The 19,403-nt window shown below is 69.6% G+C and carries 15 protein-coding genes; all 15 read right to left on the bottom strand.

The genetic code is table 11. The features are described from left to right. Window positions 1-1,484: 1,484 nt before the first annotated feature. Window positions 1,485-2,198, bottom strand: coding sequence for a hypothetical protein (locus EL245_RS09045; RefSeq protein WP_126382842.1), 714 nt, complete (start codon window positions 2,196-2,198; stop codon window positions 1,485-1,487). Next, window positions 2,195-2,824, bottom strand: coding sequence for a hypothetical protein (locus EL245_RS09040; protein ID WP_126382841.1), 630 nt, complete (start codon window positions 2,822-2,824; stop codon window positions 2,195-2,197). Before EL245_RS09040 ends, EL245_RS09045 begins: the two co-directional genes overlap by 4 nt. Before the next feature lie 88 nt (window positions 2,825-2,912). After that, window positions 2,913-5,054, bottom strand: coding sequence for a DUF6571 family protein (locus EL245_RS09035; RefSeq protein WP_126382840.1), 2,142 nt, complete (start codon window positions 5,052-5,054; stop codon window positions 2,913-2,915). A gap of 52 nt (window positions 5,055-5,106) precedes the next feature. Continuing rightward, a complete protein-coding gene (locus EL245_RS09030; protein ID WP_126382839.1) occupies window positions 5,107-5,436 on the bottom strand; it encodes a hypothetical protein in 330 nt (109 codons plus the stop codon). Between the two features lie 70 nt (window positions 5,437-5,506). Beyond that, a complete protein-coding gene (locus tag EL245_RS09025; RefSeq protein ID WP_126382838.1) occupies window positions 5,507-10,267 on the bottom strand; it encodes an FtsK/SpoIIIE domain-containing protein in 4,761 nt (1,586 codons plus the stop codon). A 51-nt stretch (window positions 10,268-10,318) separates the two neighbouring features. Next, window positions 10,319-12,967, bottom strand: a complete 2,649-nt coding sequence (locus tag EL245_RS09020; RefSeq protein WP_126384298.1) for a LysM peptidoglycan-binding domain-containing protein — start codon at window positions 12,965-12,967, stop codon at window positions 10,319-10,321. Further along, the gene (locus EL245_RS09015) at window positions 12,967-13,425 is read right to left on the bottom strand and encodes a TadE/TadG family type IV pilus assembly protein (RefSeq protein WP_232009709.1); all 459 of its coding nucleotides are present in this window, start codon (window positions 13,423-13,425) and stop codon (window positions 12,967-12,969) included. The genes EL245_RS09020 and EL245_RS09015 overlap by 1 nt, the downstream gene beginning before the upstream one ends. After that, window positions 13,422-13,847: a TadE/TadG family type IV pilus assembly protein gene (locus tag EL245_RS09010; RefSeq protein ID WP_126382836.1), complete on the bottom strand. Its 426-nt coding sequence runs from the start codon at window positions 13,845-13,847 to the stop codon at window positions 13,422-13,424. Before EL245_RS09010 ends, EL245_RS09015 begins: the two co-directional genes overlap by 4 nt. Continuing rightward, entirely contained in the window at window positions 13,847-14,245 is a 399-nt protein-coding gene (locus EL245_RS09005) for a TadE/TadG family type IV pilus assembly protein (RefSeq protein WP_126382835.1), read from the bottom strand. The genes EL245_RS09010 and EL245_RS09005 overlap by 1 nt, the downstream gene beginning before the upstream one ends. A gap of 6 nt (window positions 14,246-14,251) precedes the next feature. Continuing rightward, window positions 14,252-14,461, bottom strand: coding sequence for a hypothetical protein (locus tag EL245_RS09000; RefSeq protein WP_126382834.1), 210 nt, complete (start codon window positions 14,459-14,461; stop codon window positions 14,252-14,254). Between the two features lie 212 nt (window positions 14,462-14,673). Next, window positions 14,674-15,597, bottom strand: a complete 924-nt coding sequence (locus EL245_RS08995) for a type II secretion system F family protein (RefSeq protein WP_126382833.1) — start codon at window positions 15,595-15,597, stop codon at window positions 14,674-14,676. After that, entirely contained in the window at window positions 15,594-16,454 is an 861-nt protein-coding gene (locus EL245_RS08990; RefSeq protein ID WP_126382832.1) for a type II secretion system F family protein, read from the bottom strand. The genes EL245_RS08995 and EL245_RS08990 overlap by 4 nt, the downstream gene beginning before the upstream one ends. After that, window positions 16,451-17,767: a CpaF family protein gene (locus EL245_RS08985; RefSeq protein ID WP_126382831.1), complete on the bottom strand. Its 1,317-nt coding sequence runs from the start codon at window positions 17,765-17,767 to the stop codon at window positions 16,451-16,453. The genes EL245_RS08990 and EL245_RS08985 overlap by 4 nt, the downstream gene beginning before the upstream one ends. Beyond that, a complete protein-coding gene (locus EL245_RS08980; RefSeq protein ID WP_232009708.1) occupies window positions 17,764-18,555 on the bottom strand; it encodes a hypothetical protein in 792 nt (263 codons plus the stop codon). The genes EL245_RS08985 and EL245_RS08980 overlap by 4 nt, the downstream gene beginning before the upstream one ends. An 11-nt stretch (window positions 18,556-18,566) precedes the next feature. Further along, a complete protein-coding gene (locus EL245_RS08975; RefSeq protein ID WP_126382830.1) occupies window positions 18,567-19,274 on the bottom strand; it encodes an SAF domain-containing protein in 708 nt (235 codons plus the stop codon). Window positions 19,275-19,403: the final 129 nt, after the last annotated feature.

Here is a 19,403-nt window from a genome sequence, read left to right as displayed (position 1 = left end):
ACACCTCCTCCGACCGCTCCGGGCCGCCAGCCAGGCCAGGGATCTGTCCCAGCGCCGGCTCCATGAGAGCCTGAAAACCCGCAATCTGCTCTGCCGTCGGCGCAGTTGCCGTCTCCATCGACGCCGGCAGCACGTACCCGGTGGGATAACGCCACGCAAGATTAGCCGTACGGTCATCCACCCACACCCAGCCCTCACCCTCGACCGTGCCGAATACCAACGGCCGAGCCGAGCCAGGATATGCTGTCGCAATGTCATCAAACCGCAGATCAGATACGTCATCTTGAAGCCAGATCGCGTCGTATGCCGCGTAGTTCACTCGAATAGCCCTTATATTGTCACTGCGAAAGGGCGTCATATAGCACAGGTACCAGCACCCGAGGACCGGTCCCGCAGGAGTCGTACGCAGACGAAAGAACGACGCCTGGTAGCCCAGGTGCTGCGCCAGATCGTTCTTGGAGAACACCCCGCAGATCACCTCCTCCGCCAAAGGCTCTAACGGCTCTTGCTCTCGCGTCGAGCTGGCGTACGGTGTCGGACTAGCCTCATCACCAGCCAGGACACCACACCCGGCCACCGCCACGACCACTCCGACAGCAACAAGGCCGCGCACACCAGAACCCAGCACCCCGCGCAACATCTTTATGCCGTCGGCTCGGACCCAGTATTGTCATGACTGCTCGACGCCGATCTCCGAACAGCCTGAGGCGGACCAGCAGCCACACCGGGAATTGTGTCGATCACGCCTTCCAGCGCGGAATGAAAGTCATCTACCTGGTCTGATTGTTGGTCCGCCAGCGGTCCACGAGGTGAGTTGGGCACTGAGGACATACCCGTCTGGATACCTCCAGGCCACGAAGGTCGACACTCCGTCAGTCCATGCCCAGCGCTCCCCGCTGCGGCCATCAAAAGTCGCCGGAATCGCGACGTCCGGATAGGTCGTGGGAATTTCGTCGAGCTTAATTGAAGAGCCATCAGCCGTACCCGAAAAATGCAGTTCGTCGCTTACGCCGTAGGTGATATTCACGTCGCCGAACGGATTTGTGTTTGATCTCATATGGCAGACGTAGCTGCGGCCACCTTCTTCGTCAGGTCCGTTTACGCCGGGCCCCGAAAAGCTCGTATACGCATAATAGAACGTCTCGAATCCCAGTTCTGATCTGAGGTTATCGTTGGAAAAACCCCGCAAATAGTGGAATCGGACAAAGGGGTAGCCGCAGCCGTTGCTGATGGCTGTGCCGTGCCACTGTTATTCATGCAGGAGCACAGCGCCAACACAATACTGCACAACACAATGGTGTAGATGTATCGACCCACGCCGACACGGGCGCGATAAAGACGCATTACCACTTGTCAGCTCCTCCATAAAGATCGACGCCAACTACTTCTTGATCCCGATAGAGAACACACCAGACCACCGGACGCTCGAGTCTTGCCGAGCGCCTGCTCTCTTTGCAGGAACATCTGCGTAGCACAGCCAGCAGTCATGGTGTCGGAGTCGACTCCGAGGAGCCGGTGCTTGAAGGCGTGGGAACTCCTGTGGGTGCCGACACCTCCTCCGCCTGAGCGGGACCACCAGCCAGCCCAGGGATCTGTCCCAGCGCCGGCTCCATGACGGCCTGGAAACCCGCAATCTGCTCTGCCGTCGGCGCGGTTGCCGTCTCCATCGATGCCGTCAGCACGTACCCGGTGGGATAACGCCACGCAACATATGCCGTACGGTAATCCACCCACACCCAGCCCTCCCCCTCGACCGTGCCGAATACCAACGGCTGCGCCTCCCCAGGGTAGGCGGCTGAGATTCCATCGAACCGCAGATCGGGATCGCCCTCCGGAACCCAGATATCATCGAACAGCGAGTAGTTGACGGTGATGGTCCCCAGGTTGCCGCTCTCAAACGGCTCCACGAGGCACAGGTACCAGTCGCCTCGCAACTGCCCCGCAGGGCTCGTACGCAGACGATAGTAGGACGCCTGGTAACCCAGGTGCTGAGCAAGATCATTTTTGGAGAACACTCCGCAGACGACCTCCTCAGCCAACGCCTCCAACGGCCTCGGCTCCCGCGTCCAGCTGGCGTACGGTGTCGGACTGGCTTCATCACCAGCCAGAACACCACACCCGGCCGCCGCCACGACCACTCCGACAGCAACAAGGCCGCGCACACCAGAACCCAGCACCCCGCGCCACATTCTTCTCACGGCGTCTCACCTCCCGTCGGAACCGCCGACGACTCCTCTCGCGCCCGCTCCTCAGCAGCCTCCGCTTTCACCCGAGCTGCACGCTGCGGTAGCTCAGCCAGGGCCGGCTCAAGAACAACAAGAAACCGCGACATCTGTTCCTCCGTCGGCCCACCCGGAGTCCACGACGTCAAACGGACAACCGTCCGAAAACCATCAGGATACAACCACACCACGTACATCGATACGTCATAGACAAAGACCCACCCATCACCCTCAACCGACGCAAGCGACAACGCCTCCACCGTCTCCGGGAACACCGACGGAACCTCCCCGAACTGAAAAATTGCGGGAATAATATCGCCGTTGCCGACCTTGGGGTCCTGGGAGTAGCTGACGTCAAGTAAACCAAAAGGATCGTAATCGGAGTCTAGTCGACACAGAAAATAGTACTCCTCAACACCAGCATAATCGGAAACGTATTGATGGTATGTCGGAAAACCGAACTCAACAAGATCATCGTTCGGAAACAAGTCGCATATCCGTTCGTCCGACAGCGGCGACCCTTGCGCAGTAGCAGACTCCTGTCCGCTTCCCCGATCAGCCTTGACGACCTCACAGGCCGAAACCCCGCCCACGAGCATCACAGCACACAATACTCGTACACTGTTCGCCAGACGGCGCAGCCATCTCGATCGACAGCGCAGACGGACAGCCCCTGCGGGCGGGAACGTCTTACTTCTTGATCTCGACTCGATCCACACTAGTAGAACCTCCCTTGATACGCGCCTCACCACGACCAACACCAGTCTCGACACCAGAATTGACCCGCCCAAATGCGCCTCCATCGAGATCATTGGGTACACTTTCCTCAACCAAGATGGCCCAGTCGTGAACCTCATCACTCTGATCATCCTTCGATCCGACCGAGAGGTCAAAGTACGGATTGCCCTCATCGTCGGTCACGCACCACTCATACCGGTTACCGTGTTGGTCTGTGATGAATTCTTCGTTATATACCGCGTCGCCGCCGGGAAGCAGCCCGCTGTTTACCGCTTCAATGTATCCTTGCGACTCCAAAGCACGCCTCCCGACCGGAATCTGCACCGAGGGATCACTCGACTCAGGAACCAATTGATCAGCGATCAAGGGCTTGGTGATCGTCGTCCCCACACCCCACGCCAAGGACGCGGCCGGCCCCGAGACGGCAGTACCGGCAACCATCATGACGACACTGAGAGCAGTGTTCACCGAGTTCTTGGCGGCCTCCTCCTCAGAAGCACTCGCCCCACTCAGGTCCGCCTGTCGTTCAGTTCCAATTGCGTCAAGATACCCGTATACCGCACCTAGTTTAGCATACTTGAGCTCAAGATTACCTATTGTAGTCACGTCGGTCCTATCGGCGGCACTCTGAGCCATGCCGGCGGAAACGGTAGCGGCAGCATTCTCGTTATCGATAATACGATAGATAAGCGACGTGATTGCGGTGCTCTGTTCAGGTTCCTCGCCTGAGAGGCCAAGACCCTTCGGGCTCCCTCCCTGTGCGACCGCGACAGCTTCGCTTGAGCAGTTGGCGACGACAACCGAGAGGTTTTCCTTCATCGCGTCGGTGTACTGGTCGGAGGGAACCTCGTTGACCATGTGCTCGATCGCCCGCGCCGTCACCCAGGTCGCAGAGTCAGAGACGTCCGAATCGCTGTCACCGCGCTTCGAGGAGACCGCAGCCTGAGCCGCGGTGAACGCATCGAGACCGACCTCCGAGTCCCAGCTACGCTCGGTGAGCAGGCGCCACCGCTCCTCCATCTCCGGCGACACTTCCCACCCCGCGTCTCCGTCGGGATGACCGTTCCCAGCCGTCAGGTACTCATGAGCAGCGTCCGGATTGTTCCCCATCGCCATCATGACCCCGTACATCGGGTCCATCGACGAACCGGTCAGCGCCCGTCCCTCGTTGTACATCCAGCCGTAGTCGTCATCATGCCACCCGTTGACAGAATCCGGGGTGCTGCTCGCCGGGTCGCCGTCGAACGGTAGGTCCTCAAACTGGTCACCGAGCTCGACTAGCGTCTCGGTGTCATACACCGCACCCGGCGCAGCAAGAAGCGCGTTCAAACTTGACATCCGCCCGCGATGACCCTCCTCTGTGACAGTCGCGTACATCGCGTCCGACCACGACGAGTACCCCTCAGGATACGATTCCGTCCGGGTCGCTGCGGCAAGAATATGGCCGAGGATGCCGTTCGCACGATCCACAGCATCCCAGTCGGTCGTCAGCTTGGGCTGCCCCGAAGCCGTACCCCCGGATCCGGCAGTACTCGTGTAGTTCCATCGCATGCCGATCGGCAGCTCAATGAACTCCTCAATCCCGTAGGTGTTGACGAAAGTCGCACCGTACGCAGGAACGTCCTGATGCTTGGCCATCTCCTCGAGAATGTCGTCGACGGTGCGCCCGTCCTCAGCGACACCGTCCCTCGAGCTTCTTGCCTGCGCCATGGCGGCCGCGTCCGCCTCGGCGTTCGCAACCGACTCCGAGTTGTATGCCTGGACGTTCTCGACAGTGTCCTGCGAGCCTGGGCCGGCATCAGGAAGATAGTAGGCGACGCGCCCCTCGGCGTCCATCGGCGTAATACCAGACTCGTTCATCGCGACCGCCTCGTCGAGGCGAATCTGCAGCTCATTCTTCTTCTCGCGAAGATCAGCGCACCTCTGGTCGATGGTCGACCCGAGGTTGATCGAGCCCGCAATGCCCGCCGGATCGGACTCGCTTGTGTTCACGCGGGAGACGGTCGCCCGCTCGTCATCCATGTCCGTCGCGTGCGACTCAAGGTCATTGATATAGGTCTGCAGGCCCTCAGGGTCGAGATACACGTAGGCCACGGCTGGATGCTCCGTTTCTGTATGAGTTCAGGGAAAATTCTTGAGACGCGGATCACATATAGGGCGTCGGGAGAGCCCTTCCGCTGCCGCTCTCAAGAGGCCATCTTGCCTCCGGGCTGTCCTCCTCCACCTCATCGGCCATCGCCGCGTGATCAGCCTCCAGGTCGGCCTCGACCCCGGACCACAAGCCGGCCGCGTCGTCGACGATCCCTGCGATGTCGGTCTTGTACGTTTCCGCCATCGTCGAGATCCACACTGCCTCGAGGTCGGCGCTCAGGTCGGCACCCTTCGAGGTGCCCGCCGCCGTCGACATGGCGGCCTGGCTGTCTCTCACCTGAGCAAGGACTCGTCCGACGGCTTCCTTCTTCTTGTTCGTTGCCATAAGAGCACCCCTGGCATGATCATAGCGCATGACGTATCCCGCGGGGACTCTGATGTGACGGTCTTTGCGCCTAAGCACTCGGGTCGTCGACGCGGGGTACCTGCACCCAGGTCCAGCCCGCGGTGGTGATCTGTACCCCTCTCCCCTTGGGAACCGCACCGCCTGTCGACCGGGGCAGTCTCGCGGACAGGTGGGTGCCGTCGTCAGCAGAGCGAGGCGCGAGGACAAGCCCCGTCCTGTTCTTGCGCACCTGGGCCACCAGTCCCCGGTACATTCCCGCGATCTCGTCGATCCCGCAGCCGACGATCACCCCGCCCGGCATGTCCCGACAGACCTTGAGGTGCTCTTCGAAGACCGGCCCCATCGCGTGCTCGTTACCCAGGACGTCCATGTCGTCGATGACGATGAGCGTCTCGGTGCGGCGCTCCTCCAGCACGGCCCGCAGGTCATCGGCGCTCGCCTCGGCGTTGAGCACACTGACGACCCCCGGCCTGTCCGCCAGGGCGGACAGCGGGGAGCGGCGCGGGAGGACGAGCACGACCCGTGCGTCGTTGGCCAACGCGGTCTCGGTGGCGAACACGAGGGCCGTCGACCGCCCGGAGCGTCGCGGCCCGGTCACCAGGATGCCGTTGCCGACGTCGTCCATCATGAGCGGCAGCATGCCCAGGTCGTCCCCGCCCACGGCCAGCGCGATGCTTCCGGGACGCAGAACGGGGCCGAGCTCGAGGGCCTCGGCGGTCGAGATCGTCACCGGCAGCTCGTCGACCCGGCCGGGACGACGAGAGCGGTCGATCTCGCCCCACCGCTCCACCGACCTCCGACCGGCCTCGTGGATGGCCGCGACCTGCGCGGTTCCTGAGGTGTCGCTCGAGAGCAGGACGGTCTGGACCTCCCTGGGCACCGGGCCGGAGCGGAAGGCCCGCCCCGCGGGCATCGTCAGGGGCACGTCGCGTGAACGCAAGCCGATGAGCTCGAAGTCCTCTGCCGCAGGCATGCGCAGCAGAAGACGGTCCTCAAGCATCATGCCGAAGCGGCCCCGGAACGTCGTCTTGTCCCCTGCGACGACGACCCGCAGCCCCACCGCGACACCCTCACGCATGAGGGTCTCGACGCTGTCCAGCAGCGCCCCGCCGTCGACGGACTCGAAGCTCGCCGCGAAGGAGTCCCACCTGTCGATGAGCAGAAGGAGGTAGGGCAGCCTCTGGTCCTCCGGGACGCTCGCCCGCTGCTCGGACAGCGAGGCGAAGCCGTGCACGGCAAGGTCCTGCTGGCGGCGCGCCACCTCCCGTCCCAGCATCTGGAGCAGCCGGCGCACCCGGTCGGGCTGGTCCCGGGTGACCACTGCCCCCACGTGGGGCAGGGACAGGCACGGCAGGAGCGCCCCCGTCCCGGCGTCGATCCCGTACATGTGCACCTCCGCCGGTGAGGCCGAGCGCGCCACCGACACCGCGATGCCCCGCAGCACGCTGGAGCGCCCCGACCGCGGCGCCCCCGCCAGACCCAGGTGCCCTTCACGGGTGTAGTCCCAGGTCATGGGCTGTTGCGCCTGGAGGCTCGGCAGGTCCTCGAGCCCGAGCGGCAGCGCGGGCAGGTGTCCACTGCGGCGCGGGTCCGCTGACGCGCCGGCCCCGTCAAGCCCGCCAGCCCCGCCGGCCCCGTCGGCTTCCCTGACCTCGCCAGCCCCGCCGGCCCCGTCGGCTTCCCTGACCTCGTCAGCCCCGCCTGCCTCGCCCCCGCCCTGCTCAGGCCTCCCCTGCCCGTCGCCCAGGCGGCGCTCGAGCTCCTCGACGGTGATGACCTCGGCCAGGGGAGGCAGCCACGGACTGTGCGGGTCGGCGCCTCCCCGGGACCTGTGGGCCTCGCCGATGGCCTGGACGAGGGTGGCCAGGTCGGTCGGGATCGTCGCGTCCTCCTCGACCGCCGGTGGTGCGGCCTCCGGGCGGGAGAGCTCGGCCAGGGTGAGCGTCGCGGCCCGCAGATCAGCCCGGGGCAGCGCCCCCGCGGGACGTCCACCCACCCGGGAGGACTGGAACTGTCGCAGGCTGGCGTGGCCCAGCCGGGCGAAGGCGCGCCCGGGGACCGACGGAGGGATGTGCGCCGAGGCCGAGGACTCGATGACGTCCTGGGAGTCGGTCTCGTCCGTGACCCGCAGGGCGATGCGCAGGTTCGTGTTCGACCGGATCTCCGGGGTGATGACGCCGGCGGGCCTCTGCGTGGCCAGGATGAGGTGGACGCCCAGGGAGCGTCCCCTCCGGGCGATGTCGACCAGACCGGTCACGAAGTCCGGCAGCTCCGAGACCATCGCCGCGAACTCGTCGATGATGATGATGAGACGGGGCATCGGCTCGTCTCCGGGTTGCATCGCCCCGACGTAGTCCTCGATGTCCTTGGCGTCGGCCCCGGCCAGCTGGTGCTCTCGACGGCGCAGCTCGGCGCCCAACGACTCCAGCGCACGGGAGGTCAGGTGCCCGTCGAGGTCAGTGACCATCCCGACCGTGTGCGGCAGCTTCGCGCAGTCCTTGAAGGCCGCCCCGCCCTTGTAGTCGACGAGCACGAAGGTCATGGCCTCCGGGGTGTTGCCCACGCACAGTGAGGCGATGAGGGTCTGCAGCAGCTCGGACTTACCCGAGCCGGTCGTACCCGCCACGAGGGCGTGCGGGCCGTCGGCGCGCACGTCGAGGCTGAACAGCCCCTCGGCGTCCTCCCCGATGACGGCCCGGGTCGTCCGGCTCACGCGTCCCCACGCCTCGAGGACGGTCTCGGCCGTGGGCTCGGGCATGCGCAGCACGTCGAGGAGCCGCGAGCTCGTGGGGATCGTCGCGTCGGCCCCCTGGGCCGAGACGTCGTGCACCGGGGCCAGGGCGCGTGCCACCCGCTCGGACCAGCCCTCGGGCACGAGGTCGAGCATGACCCGCTCGACCTCGTCGACGTCGGTCTGGGAGACGACGGCGTCCCCCGGCCCGGTGCTCACGACCGCCATGCACTCCTCGGGAAGGGACGTGCGGTCGGCGTCGACGCACACGAAACGGATGCCCACCGCCGGTCCCTGCCTGAGGACCCGGACCATCCCCGGGCGCAGGCGCAGGGCGTGCGCCCCGTCGAGCACGACGAGGACCTGGGTGCCGGCGGCCGCCCGCCTCCTGCCCTCGCCCGGCGTCCGGGACTCGACGAGGTCGACCAGCTCATTGACCCTGCGGGCCACGGAGTCCTCGTCGACCCCCACCCGCGCACGTGCCCCCACGCCCTCGGCGTTACGCAGGTGCGGAAGCCACCGCGCCCAGGCCCAGCGCTCAGCGTGCCGCTCAGCGGACCCGGCCTGCTCAGGACTGATGATGAGGACCATCTCGAGCTCCGCCGGGGAGTGCAGGACGGCCGCCTGGGCGGCGAGCCACTCCACGACCCGGTGGCGCTGCTCCCCGGCGACACCGACGACCCCCAGGGTCGCCAGGGGGACGGTGACGGGCACGTCCGGTGCGGTCCAGCGCAGCGGCTCCTCGTGCCGCGCCCGCTTGGGGTCGGTGAGCACGACGTCGCTGGGACGGTCGGCGGTCCCCACCCGCAGGTCCAGCCAGTCCGGGTCGGTGGGCCTGCGCTCCCACAGCCCCGCCCGTGGCCCCGTGGCCCGCAGCATCGCCTCAGCCGGGTCCGGATGGTCCTCGCGTCGCAGGCCACGCTCCTCACTGAGCGCCTTGAACGCGGCGTCCTCCGTGGCGTCGCGCTGCTCCTCGTAGCGCCTCATGTACTCCCGGTAGCTGCGCTTCTGGTTGGAACGGCCCTGGATCCGGTTGGCGATCATCATGATCGGCGACAGGGCCATGAACATGAGCGAGTAGACCCTGCGGGTGATGAGGTACATCCCCAGGCCCATGATGATCGGGGAGAGCATCATGGCGAAGGGGAAGCCCTGCTTGACGGGGCGCTCGGGCTTGCGCGGCAGGGAGAACTCCGTGGCGCGGGCCGGGCGGGCCAGCCGCGGCGGCCGGTTGAAGTCGATGGTCGTCGCCCCCGGGGTCGGGGTGGTCACCGCGTCGGCCTGGGGCACCGGCCCGACGGTGAGAAGGACCTGCCCGACCATGAGCACGGCCCCCGCCTCCCACACGGTCTCGGCCTGAACGGGACGCCGGTCGAGCTCGAGGAGGTGACGGGCTGCGTCAGGGTCGAGCATCTCCCGTTCCTGGAGGACCTCGCTGTCCTCGGCGCCGTGACGTCGCCTGCGGCGGCGCGCGCGCCGCCTGCGCCGCTTGCCTCCTGCCTCCTCCGTGGCCGACGAGGGCAGGACGAGAGGACCCGGAAGGGGCCGACGACGTGCCGGGAGCACTGGTGCGGTCCGGTGCGCGTAGTCCTCACTGGGCTGGATGAGCACGCTCCCGCCGGCACGGACCACGAGAGTCGCCACGGGCTCGTCCACCTCCGCCAGGACGAGGTCGCTGCCGGGACCGCCCAGGCTGTAGCGCCCCAGGCTCAGCCGGTGGACGGCTCCGGCCCCCCGGCCCGAGACAACACGCATCTCGACCACGCCCGTGGGCTCGATGTCCTCCGCTCCGGGCGCACCCAGGCACAGGAGCATCCCGTCACGCACCGCGCCACCGCCCAAGCGTCCGGTGGGGTCCAGGCGTGTCGAGCCGTCCCACAGGTCCGAGGGCGGTGCCGCGGGCCGCCGAGCGGGGTCGACGACGAGCTGGAGGGTGCGTCCCGGCGTGGAACCGGGCAGGACCTCGTCGAGGACCGCCGCGAGGTCCGCGACGGTGGAGTCGGCCTCGGCGACGACGATGAGGTCACGTGCCTGCGCACGCTCCTCCTGCGGCCGCAGGACACTGACGAACAGCTGCACGACTCTCCCCTCTCCTGTCTCTGCTGTCCTCCCGACCGGTCGGCCGGGCGGTCAGGCCGGTTGACGGCGCACCGACAGACCGGGGGCCAGGTCCTCGACCAGGGCGGCGGTCGCCGGGTCGACCAGGCTCAGCTCGTCGGCTCCGGCGAGCTCGAGGAGGCCGAGGACCTCACGCTCGAGCTCGCCCCGCCCGCGGCGCGCCGCCAGGCGCAGGCGGTCGCGCCACAGCACCTGGTTGAGGTCGACGACCTGGAGGGCGGCGTCGACCGCGAGCGCGGCGCCGTCAGGGTCGGTGTCCCCCAGGAGCTCGACGACCCGGTGGGCCGCGTCGACGACGAGGGCGTCGACCTGCCGGGCCGTGCGGACCCGGGCCAGCCAGGAGTAGCGGCCCTCGGGCGCCCCGCGACCCACCGGACCGCGCACGAGGCGCAGCGCCTCGATGAGCAGCTCGACCTCCTGGCGGGGCGGGGCCGTGCGCGAGTCGGCCAGCAGGGAGCGCATGACGTCCCAGTCCGTGACCGCTCCTGGGCCCAGGCGCAGCCTGCCGTCGGCGTCCTCGCGCAGGTGGGGCCTACCCTCGGCGTCCTGGCCGAGCCATCGACGCAGCCTGTCGACGGTGGCGTCGACGACGTCGGAGGTGGCGCCCAGGGGCCACAGCATCGCGCCGAGGACGGAGGGCCGGATCCCCTCGGGGTGCAGGGCGACGCAGATCGCCGCCTCGGTCAGGATGGTGCGGCGGGGGTGGTCCAGGTCGCCCGAGGCCTCGACAAGGGTCTGGCCGAGCACCTGGATGCGCACGGGCGCCGCACGCAGGGCGGCTGTCCGCACCGGGGGCGTGGGAGGGTCGGGCACCGGCGGGCGGCCGTCGTCCTGCGTGCGGGAACCAGCACCCAGCAGGCCGGCGAGGGCACGGATCTCGCCCTCGGTGGCCCGGGTGGCGTGCACCGAGATCCCCAGGGGGGCGATGTGGGCCGTCCCCGAGGAGTCGACGTCGATGGTCCACCGCGCGTCCTGGGCGCTTCCCGCCCGGACGAGCCCGTAGGGGACGTCACGGGGCAGGGAGTCGGCGTCCCGTCCGTCGGCCACGAGGACGAAGGTCGCCACGGCCCCGGGGTGGCGACCGGTCAGGACGAGGTCGGCGGGACGCCCGGGTCGGACCGAACGCAGCTCCTCAAGGGGGCGGACCCGCTGGCCGACGATCTCATGAAGGGCCGGGGGCAGCCCGGCTCCCACGACCGTCGCGTCCTGGGACCAGGGGTTGATGCACAGCTCCAGGGCCAGTGCCGTGACGACCTCGGCGGCCATCGTGGGGTCCCCGGTCACGGCGATCCGCCCGGCGGCGAAGCCCAGGTCGATGAGGATGTCCGCGCCGCTGTCGGAGCGGCCGATCGTCACCAGACCGGGCATGAGGGCCGGTGCCTGGCCGGGGTCCGGCTCCTGACCGGCCCGCAGGGTCCAGGTCAGCCCCTCCTCCTGGGAGTGCCAGGGGGCAGGCGCGTCGTGACGGGGACTGGCCAGGCGCACGTAGCAGGCGTGGTCGTCGATCGCCACGGCGTAGGGCATGGGCTTGTCGGGCATGACGGCCAGGGAGCGCAGGGCCGCGTCGAGGCGGCGGGCGCGGTCCTTGTCGGCGCTCACGCGCAGGAGGCGCTCGAGCTCGGCGGCGTCGGCCTGCGGACCGGGGCCGAGCCACTGGCGGCGCTGGCGCGCCAGGACGGCGATGAGGCAGGCCGCCAGGAGCCCGCCGACGGACGGGACCTCGGCGGGGGCGACGTCCTGGGCACCGGTGGCCTGCTGGTCGACCCCGGAGCCGTCCTGGCCGGGGGTCTCGGTGGGCGGGGGCGGGGGCGGGTTCTCCATGGGCACGGCCACCACCCTGTCCACCGAGGTCGCCGACTCGGGCATGACGAGGAGCCATCCGGGCTGGATGAGCCGGGCCAGCTCGAGGGACCTGCCGTCGGGCTGGACGCGCCCGACGTTGAGGTCGTAGATCTCCGGGTAGGCCCTGCCCTCCCCGAGGTTGCGCTCGGCGATGTCCCACAGGTTGTCGTGGTACCTGCCGTCGGGGGGCTGGACGACGTAGACGCGCTGGCCCACGAGCGCGGCGCCGGTGTCCCGGTCGAGCTCGATGTCGCCGAGCATGTACCGCACGCCCTCCTGCCCCGGGGCGGGGGCCTGGGCCTGGGTGCCGGCGGGGTCGGCCGCCGTCTGGGGGGCGGCGGCAGGGGCCTGCTCGACGGACTGTGCCGCGGCGGCAGGGGTGTGGAGGACCGGTGCCGCGGTGGCCACCGGCGCCGAGAGGCTGGTGAGCAGCAGGGCGGAGATGACCAGGCGGCGCACGAGTCCCTGGACGCCTCCCGACAGGGGGATGTGGGAGGGCATGCCCTCCCCGCGCAGGGCGGAGACGACCTCGACCAGCGTGCACACGGTGAACTGCAACCACCCGAGCCACAGCACCCACTCGAGCAGGCCGAGGAGGGCTGCAGGGGACACGGAGCTGAGGAGCACCGACGGGTCGAGGTCGCTGGGCACCGGGGGCGGTCCCAGCGTCGTGAGGAGCACGGCGGGCAGGCCGACGACGACCGCCAGGAGGGCCGCCCCCGACAGCAAGGACCTCCAGGCGGGGGGCCTGGTCCGCGCCACCGGGGCGCGGAAGCGTTGAGGGCCCGAGGCGGCAGGATTCGGGGTGCTCAGGGACATCACATGCCTTCCTCGTAGATGCCGACGGCGGTCCTGGCCTCTCCCGTGACCTCGACATGGATCGAGGAGACACCGATGAGCCGGAGCAGGGTGGTGGGCACGTCACGCTCGACCGTGACCGACACCAGCTGGGCGGTCACCTCGACCTGCGAGCCGCCCGACTCACCTGAGGCGGCCAGGTAGGACCGCGCGGCGCTCGTCGCCGCGCCCGAGTCGAGGACGACCGCCCCGCCGTCACGCACCCCGCCCTCGGCCAGCTGCTGGGCACCGGCCCGTGCAGCCTGCTCGGCCTCGTCGGCCATCGTGGCCCGGGTGTTGAGCACGCGCCCTCCCTCGATGCACAGGCCGGCCACGAGCATGAGGACCGCGGCGATGATGATGGCGAACACCGACACCGAGCCGCTCTCCCGCCCGCGGGTGCGCAGGACCCGGACACGGTTCCGCAGGGGACTGCTCATCTGCTTCCTCTCCATGTGTCCACCGGGGAGGTGGAGCGCTCCGAGACGGTGGTGGTTCCGGGAAGGAACACGAGGCCCAGGTCGGACAGCCGCACGTGGCAGGTGACCGTCACGCTCACCGCTCCGCCCCGGCCGAAGTCGGAGGAGTCGATGGCGGCGGAACAGTCGTCACCGGCCGCCTCCGAGGACCGCAGGCTGGCGTTGGCCGCCGAGCGCGCCGCCATCGCGGAGCGCTCCATGGAGGCCGCCCTGGCCGCGTCCCGGGAAGCAGCCCCGACCCTGCCCTCGGCCGAGACGAGCCTGCCGCCGGCGACGGCGATCATGACGATGAGCAGGAGCACGGGAACCAGGACGATCATCTCCACCGACATGGTCCCCGCCTCGCAGGCCGCGGCGCGGCGCAGGCGGCGCAGGACTGCCATCACGTGTCCTCCCGGAAGGTCTCGAGCTCGGAGGTCACCGAGGCGCTCACGCGGGGCGCCAGCCCGGCGACGATGTCCATGGACTCGCCCGAGACGGTGACGGTCACCTCCTGCCCGGTCACGACGACGTCGACGTCCACGTCGGTGAGCGCCTTGACGCCGACCTGTCGGGCGTAGGTGATCCCGTCGGCCTCCGCCGCGGAGGGCGAGCCCCCGCCACGCACCTCGCGCGCGACCTCCCGCGCGGTGCTCATCGCCACCTCGTTGCCGTACCAGCTCAGGGCGACCTGGATGGTGATCAGGACGATGAGCAGCAGCAGCGGGAAGAAGACGAGCAGCTCCACGCTGGAGGCACCCGTCTCCTGCCGTGCGCGCAGGCGACCGGCGAGGGACCGCATGACGGCTCAGTCGATGCCGGGCAGGCTCAGGCCGTCGGCGGCTCCCTGGACCATGGCGTAGACGGCCCTGCCGACGACGGCCGCCAGGATGATGAGGAAGCCGGTGATGATGACCCACTCCACCGTCGAGGCGCCCTCCTCCTTCTCCAGGTGGGAGCGCACGCGGTCGCTCAGACGGGTCGCGGCGATGTGGATCGAGCTCAGGTGGCGGATCATGATTGTCCCCGTTTCTCTAGTCAGTGGCTGGTCTGTAGTCGGTCTGTGGCTGGTCAGTGGTCAGTCGGTGGCTGGTCTGTAGTCGGTCGGCTGACGCGTCGTCGGCCGGCTGAGGCGCCAGGCCCGCGGCCTCGTGCGGAGTCCGGGAGTCCCGGAGTCCCGCGCTCCCAGGGAGGAGCCGAGGGCGTGGTCAGGGGTGTGTCGAGGCGGTATCAGATCCCTCCCAAGATGCCGGTCAGGGCCGGGTAGACGAGGAAGACGATGAAGCCCATCGCGATGACGAGCTGGGCCACGAGCATGGACTCGGAGTTCTCCCCGGCCCTGCCCTCGGCGTCCGCCAGGTCCTTGCGGCGCATCGAGGAGGCGCGGGCCGCGAGGGACTCCCGGATCTTGGCGCCGTCCTCGGCCACGAGGGCCAGCGCCGCGGCGAGGTCCCGCAGCTCGTCGATCCGCAGCTGGCTACCGAGCTGGCCCAGCGCCGCCCACGGGGTCTGACCTCGCAACCTGGCGACGTCGATGGCGTTGCGGATGCGCATCATCGCCGGGTCGTCGCTCAGGGCCGAGGCGGCGTCCAGGGCCTCGGGCACCCCTCGTCCGGCCGCCAGCGACATGGAGACGAGGTCGAGGAAGGAGCCGACGACGTGGCGGAAGTCCCGGCGTGCCTCGTCGGCCTCACGACGCAGCCGCAGGGTCGGCACGACGAGGGCGACCAGGCCGAGCACGAGGCTGACGAGCACCGGCACCGACCACCCCAGCGGCGCTCCCATGAGGTAGAGGAGCCCCACGACGAGGATCGGGGCGCTCGCGACGCCCAGGGCGACGAGCAGGGAGGTGGCGAGGTGACGCTCCAGGGAGCGCCCCACGACGGCGAGGTCGGCGGTCAGGGAGCCGGTCTCGATGCCTGAGCGGCGCAGCAGCCCGGCGGCGCGGACGCCGAGCACCCCCATCCAGTCGGGCATCGCCTCCTCACCGGGGTTGAGCCGGCGCACGTCCTGTCGCAGCCGCCTCTCGTCGCGACGCGTGTCGAGCTCCGCCAGCGCGGCGGCGGGCTGGACAGCCGGGGGGGCCAGGATGAGCAGGAGGAGGAACACGCCGGCCCCGCTCACGGCGCCGCCCACGAGGATCCACGTGATCATGCGGCCTCACCCCTGGAGGCCGTGACGGTGAGGAACCGTCGGGGCAGGCGCACGCCGGCCAGGCGCCGCATCCACATCATGCCGATCCCGAACAGGGCGATGACGATGAGCAGGACGAGCTGGCCCTGGACGCTGTTGTAGGGCTCGACGAAGCTGCGGTTGAACAGGGCCAGGCCGAGCATGACGGCGATCGAGAAGACGACGACGATCTGCGCCGAGCGCCGGGTCCCCGCCCGCGAGGCGGACACTCGCTGGCGCATGTCGAGCTCTGCGCGTGCGGTGTCAGCCAGGGCCCCCAGCAGCTGGCGCAGGCCGGGACCACGCAGCCTGGCGTTCATGATGAGCGCGGAGACGATGAGGTCGGCGGTCGGGTCGTTGAGGCCGTCGGCGAACTGGCGCAGCGCGGTGGTCAGCGGGACACGCACGCGCATGCGGTCGGCCAGGAGGGCGAGGTCCTCTCGGATGACGGGGGCCGCGGCGTAGACGGTCGCGGGGATCGCCTGCTCCAGGCCGACCGCCCCGGCGATCGTGTCACGCAGGGACTCGGCCCAGGTGGCCAGCGCCTCGATCCGGGCGGCGGCGAGCTTCTCCTGCTTGGCACCGCCGAAGAGCATCGGCCACACGAGGACCAGGCCCGCCCCGGCGGCCGCCAGGACGACCCACCGGGTCAGGACGAGCAGGCCGATCCCGACGCCGACCGCCGCGAGCACCCTGCGGGAGGCGCCTTTGATCACGGCCCCGCCCCGGGCGGAGCCGGCCGGCACGTCGACCCCCATGATGAAGCCGATGAGCAGGAAGACCCCTCCGCCGACCATGGCGCCGGCGAGGACGGCGACGGTGGCGATCGTGTCGTTCATGCGCGCCCCCCGCCGTAGGAGGCCACAGGGTCGAAGCCCGCCTCCACGAGGTCCTCGATGCAGGCGATCGGCGCCGCCGGGCGGGCGGTGCCGGTGCCGTCGTCGGCGAACACCTCGCTGGAGAGCACCCGCTCGTCCACGCCGTTGACCTCGCGCACCGAGGCGACGTACCTGCGCAGCCCCCCGCCCTGGGAGAAGCGGTTCTCCCGGGTCAGGAAGATGACGAAGTCGACCGCTCCCGCGATGAGGAGGTTCGTCGCGTCCTGCGGCAGGTGCTCGGCTGACTGGATGGCGTAGGTGGCGATCCGGTTGAACACCTCCGAGGAGGAGTTGGCGTGGATGGTCGACAGGGAGCCGTCGTTGCCCTGGCTCATGGCGTTGAGCATCGTGACGATCTCGTCGCCCAGCACCTCCCCGACGATGACCCGCGAGGGGTTCATGCGCAGCGAGCGGCGCACGAGGTCGGCCATGGTGATGGCGCCCGCGCCCTCGGAGTTGGGCAGCCGCTCCTCGAAGGCCACGACATTGGGGTGGAGGTCGGCGAACTCCCCCAGGCCGAGCTCCAGGGCCCTCTCGACGGTGATGAGCCGTTCGGAGGGGGGGATCTCGTTGGCCAGGGCGCGCAGGAAGGTCGTCTTGCCCGCGTTCGTGGCACCGGCGATCATGATGTTCTTGCGCGCGCGCACCGCGGCCGAGCAGAAGGCCGCCAGGCGCGGGGTCAGGGTGCCCAGGCCGACGAGCTCGTCGAGACCGACCCGGTCGAGCCGGGCCCGGCGTACCGAGATGGCCGGGCGGGAGCACACGTCCATGACGGCCGACAGGCGCGAGCCGTCGGGCAGGCGCAGGTCGAGCTGAGGGTTGGCCGAGTCGAAGGGGCGCGAGGCCAGGCCCGAGTAGGAGCCCAGGATCTGGACGAGCTCGACGAGCTCGTCGTCGGAGTCGGCCACGGGGGCGCCGCGTTCCTCACGTCCGTCGGCGTACTGGATGAAGACGTTGTCGTACCCGTTGATGTCAACGTTCTCGACGTCGGGGTTCTCCAGCAGGGGCTGGAGCCTGCCGACACCGAACAGGGCGGCGTGGATCCCCTGGGAGACCTCCTCCTCGTCCTGAGCGCTGAGCGGGCTGCGTCCTGCGGCGATCTCGGCGCGGGCGTGCTGCTCGAGCACCCGTCCGATGAGCGCGCGGGCGAACTGGCGCTCGTCCTCCGGGCTCATCGGCGGGATGCCGGAGGTCGCGTCGTCGCGCCGCTGCTGGGCGAGCAGGTCGGCGACCTCCTCGCGCATGGAGCGCACGAGGTTCTGGTCAACGCTCATCGCTGGCTCCTCCGTCCGGCCAGGGGCGCGGGCGCCGGGAGCACCTGGGCCGGGGCCGGGGCTCCCATGGTGTACAGCGAGGCGGCCAGCGTCCTGGCTGAGCGCACGAGCAGGGTGCGCCCCAGGGGACGGGGCTTGCGGCCGGCGAAGGCGTCGGCCGCCGCCCGGTCCTCGGCGAGCACGCCCACGACCGGCACGTCGAGACCACTGACCTGGAGCAGGCGCGCCAGGTCCGCTGCCTCATGGCGGTTCTTCCACGGGGCGATGAGGACCACGCACAGGCTCGTGCGCTCGGAGCGGTGCGTCGTCTCGGCCGTGATCCAGGCGAGGCGCTCACGCAGGTGGCCGTAGTTCTCCACGCCGGGGCGCACGACCATGACGGTGAGGTCGGAGGCCAGGGCCACACCCAGGCTCGGGGCACCGGGAGCCAGGCGCCCGACGTCGGCGACGACGTCACCGTGGCTCCTCAGGCTCCCGGCGAGCCCGGCCCATCCCGCGCCGATGGCCGCCGCCTGGTCGGGACGGGCCAGACCGAGGAGGACCTGCTGCCCGCCCTCGATGACGGTGAGGTGCTCCTCGGGCGCCGCGCCCGGGTCCCTGCGCACCGCGGCGGCCAGGGACACGAGGCCGCGGTCACCGTCCAGGGGCATCCCCTCCGGGGTGCGGGACCGGTACATGAGGTCGGAGCCTGCGGGGTCGAGCTCGGCGAGCAGCGCGGGGCGGGGCCACACGGCCGCCAGTGCGTGCGCGCTCGTCGAGGCGCCCGGGGAGCCCTTGGCAGAGGCCACTGACACGAGCATCAGGAGTCCCCGATCGGCTGGTCGACCGCGGTGACGACGACGGCGATGCTTCCTGCTGCGGCCGCCGAGGCCAGGGGCGCGGCGTCCTGCGGGGAGATGATGAGCGACACGACGGCTCCCGAGCTCCAGTCGCCGTCGGTTCCCGAGGCGGGCACGGCCTCAAGCACCTGGGCCTCGGAGACGAGCGCCGTCTGCCCGTTGACGTCGACGACGGTGACGAGGTCACCGGCGTCCAGGCCGCCCGCCGGGAAGCGTCCCGCCTCGAGGGACACGCCGACGACCTGCTTGTCCTGGCCCGGCACGGGCTCGGAGGCGACCTGCGAGGAGTCGAGCAGCTGCCCCTCGGCGATCTCCACGCGCGCGGTGCGGCCGATCACCTCGCCTGCACGGTCGGCGGGGATGAGGTTGGGGACGTCGGCGGCCACGCGGGCCGAGACGAGGTCCTCCTCGGTGATGACCTGACCTGCCTCGATGGTCGAGGCCGCCGCGAGCATCTCGGCGCGGTGGTCCATGCGCATGGCGAGCATTCCCGCCAGCAGCGCTCCCCCGACGATGAGCAGGACCGCCAGGGCGGCCAGGATCGGGCGCCGCTCCCGCGGTGCGGAGGGCAGCCGAGCCGCGTCCGTGTCCTTGGGGGGACCGGGCGGCTGGGAGCGGTGAGAGCGCTCCTGGCGGCGTCGGGACGAGTCGGCCTGAGGCAGGGGCATGGGCGTGCACCTCGTGGTGTGGCAACTAGGGTCACCCTGAACCGTAGCGCAATCGTGACCAACCGCGGCACCCTGTCCGCCCGGCGCACGACGGGTACTTCTTCCCTTGCCGCAGCCCACGCACCCGTG

The organism is Actinomyces howellii, from assembly GCF_900637165.1.
Taxonomy (GTDB): domain Bacteria; phylum Actinomycetota; class Actinomycetes; order Actinomycetales; family Actinomycetaceae; genus Actinomyces; species Actinomyces howellii.
The sequence above is the reverse complement of the archived record's forward strand: the minus strand, read 5'-3'. Positions and strand labels throughout refer to the sequence as shown.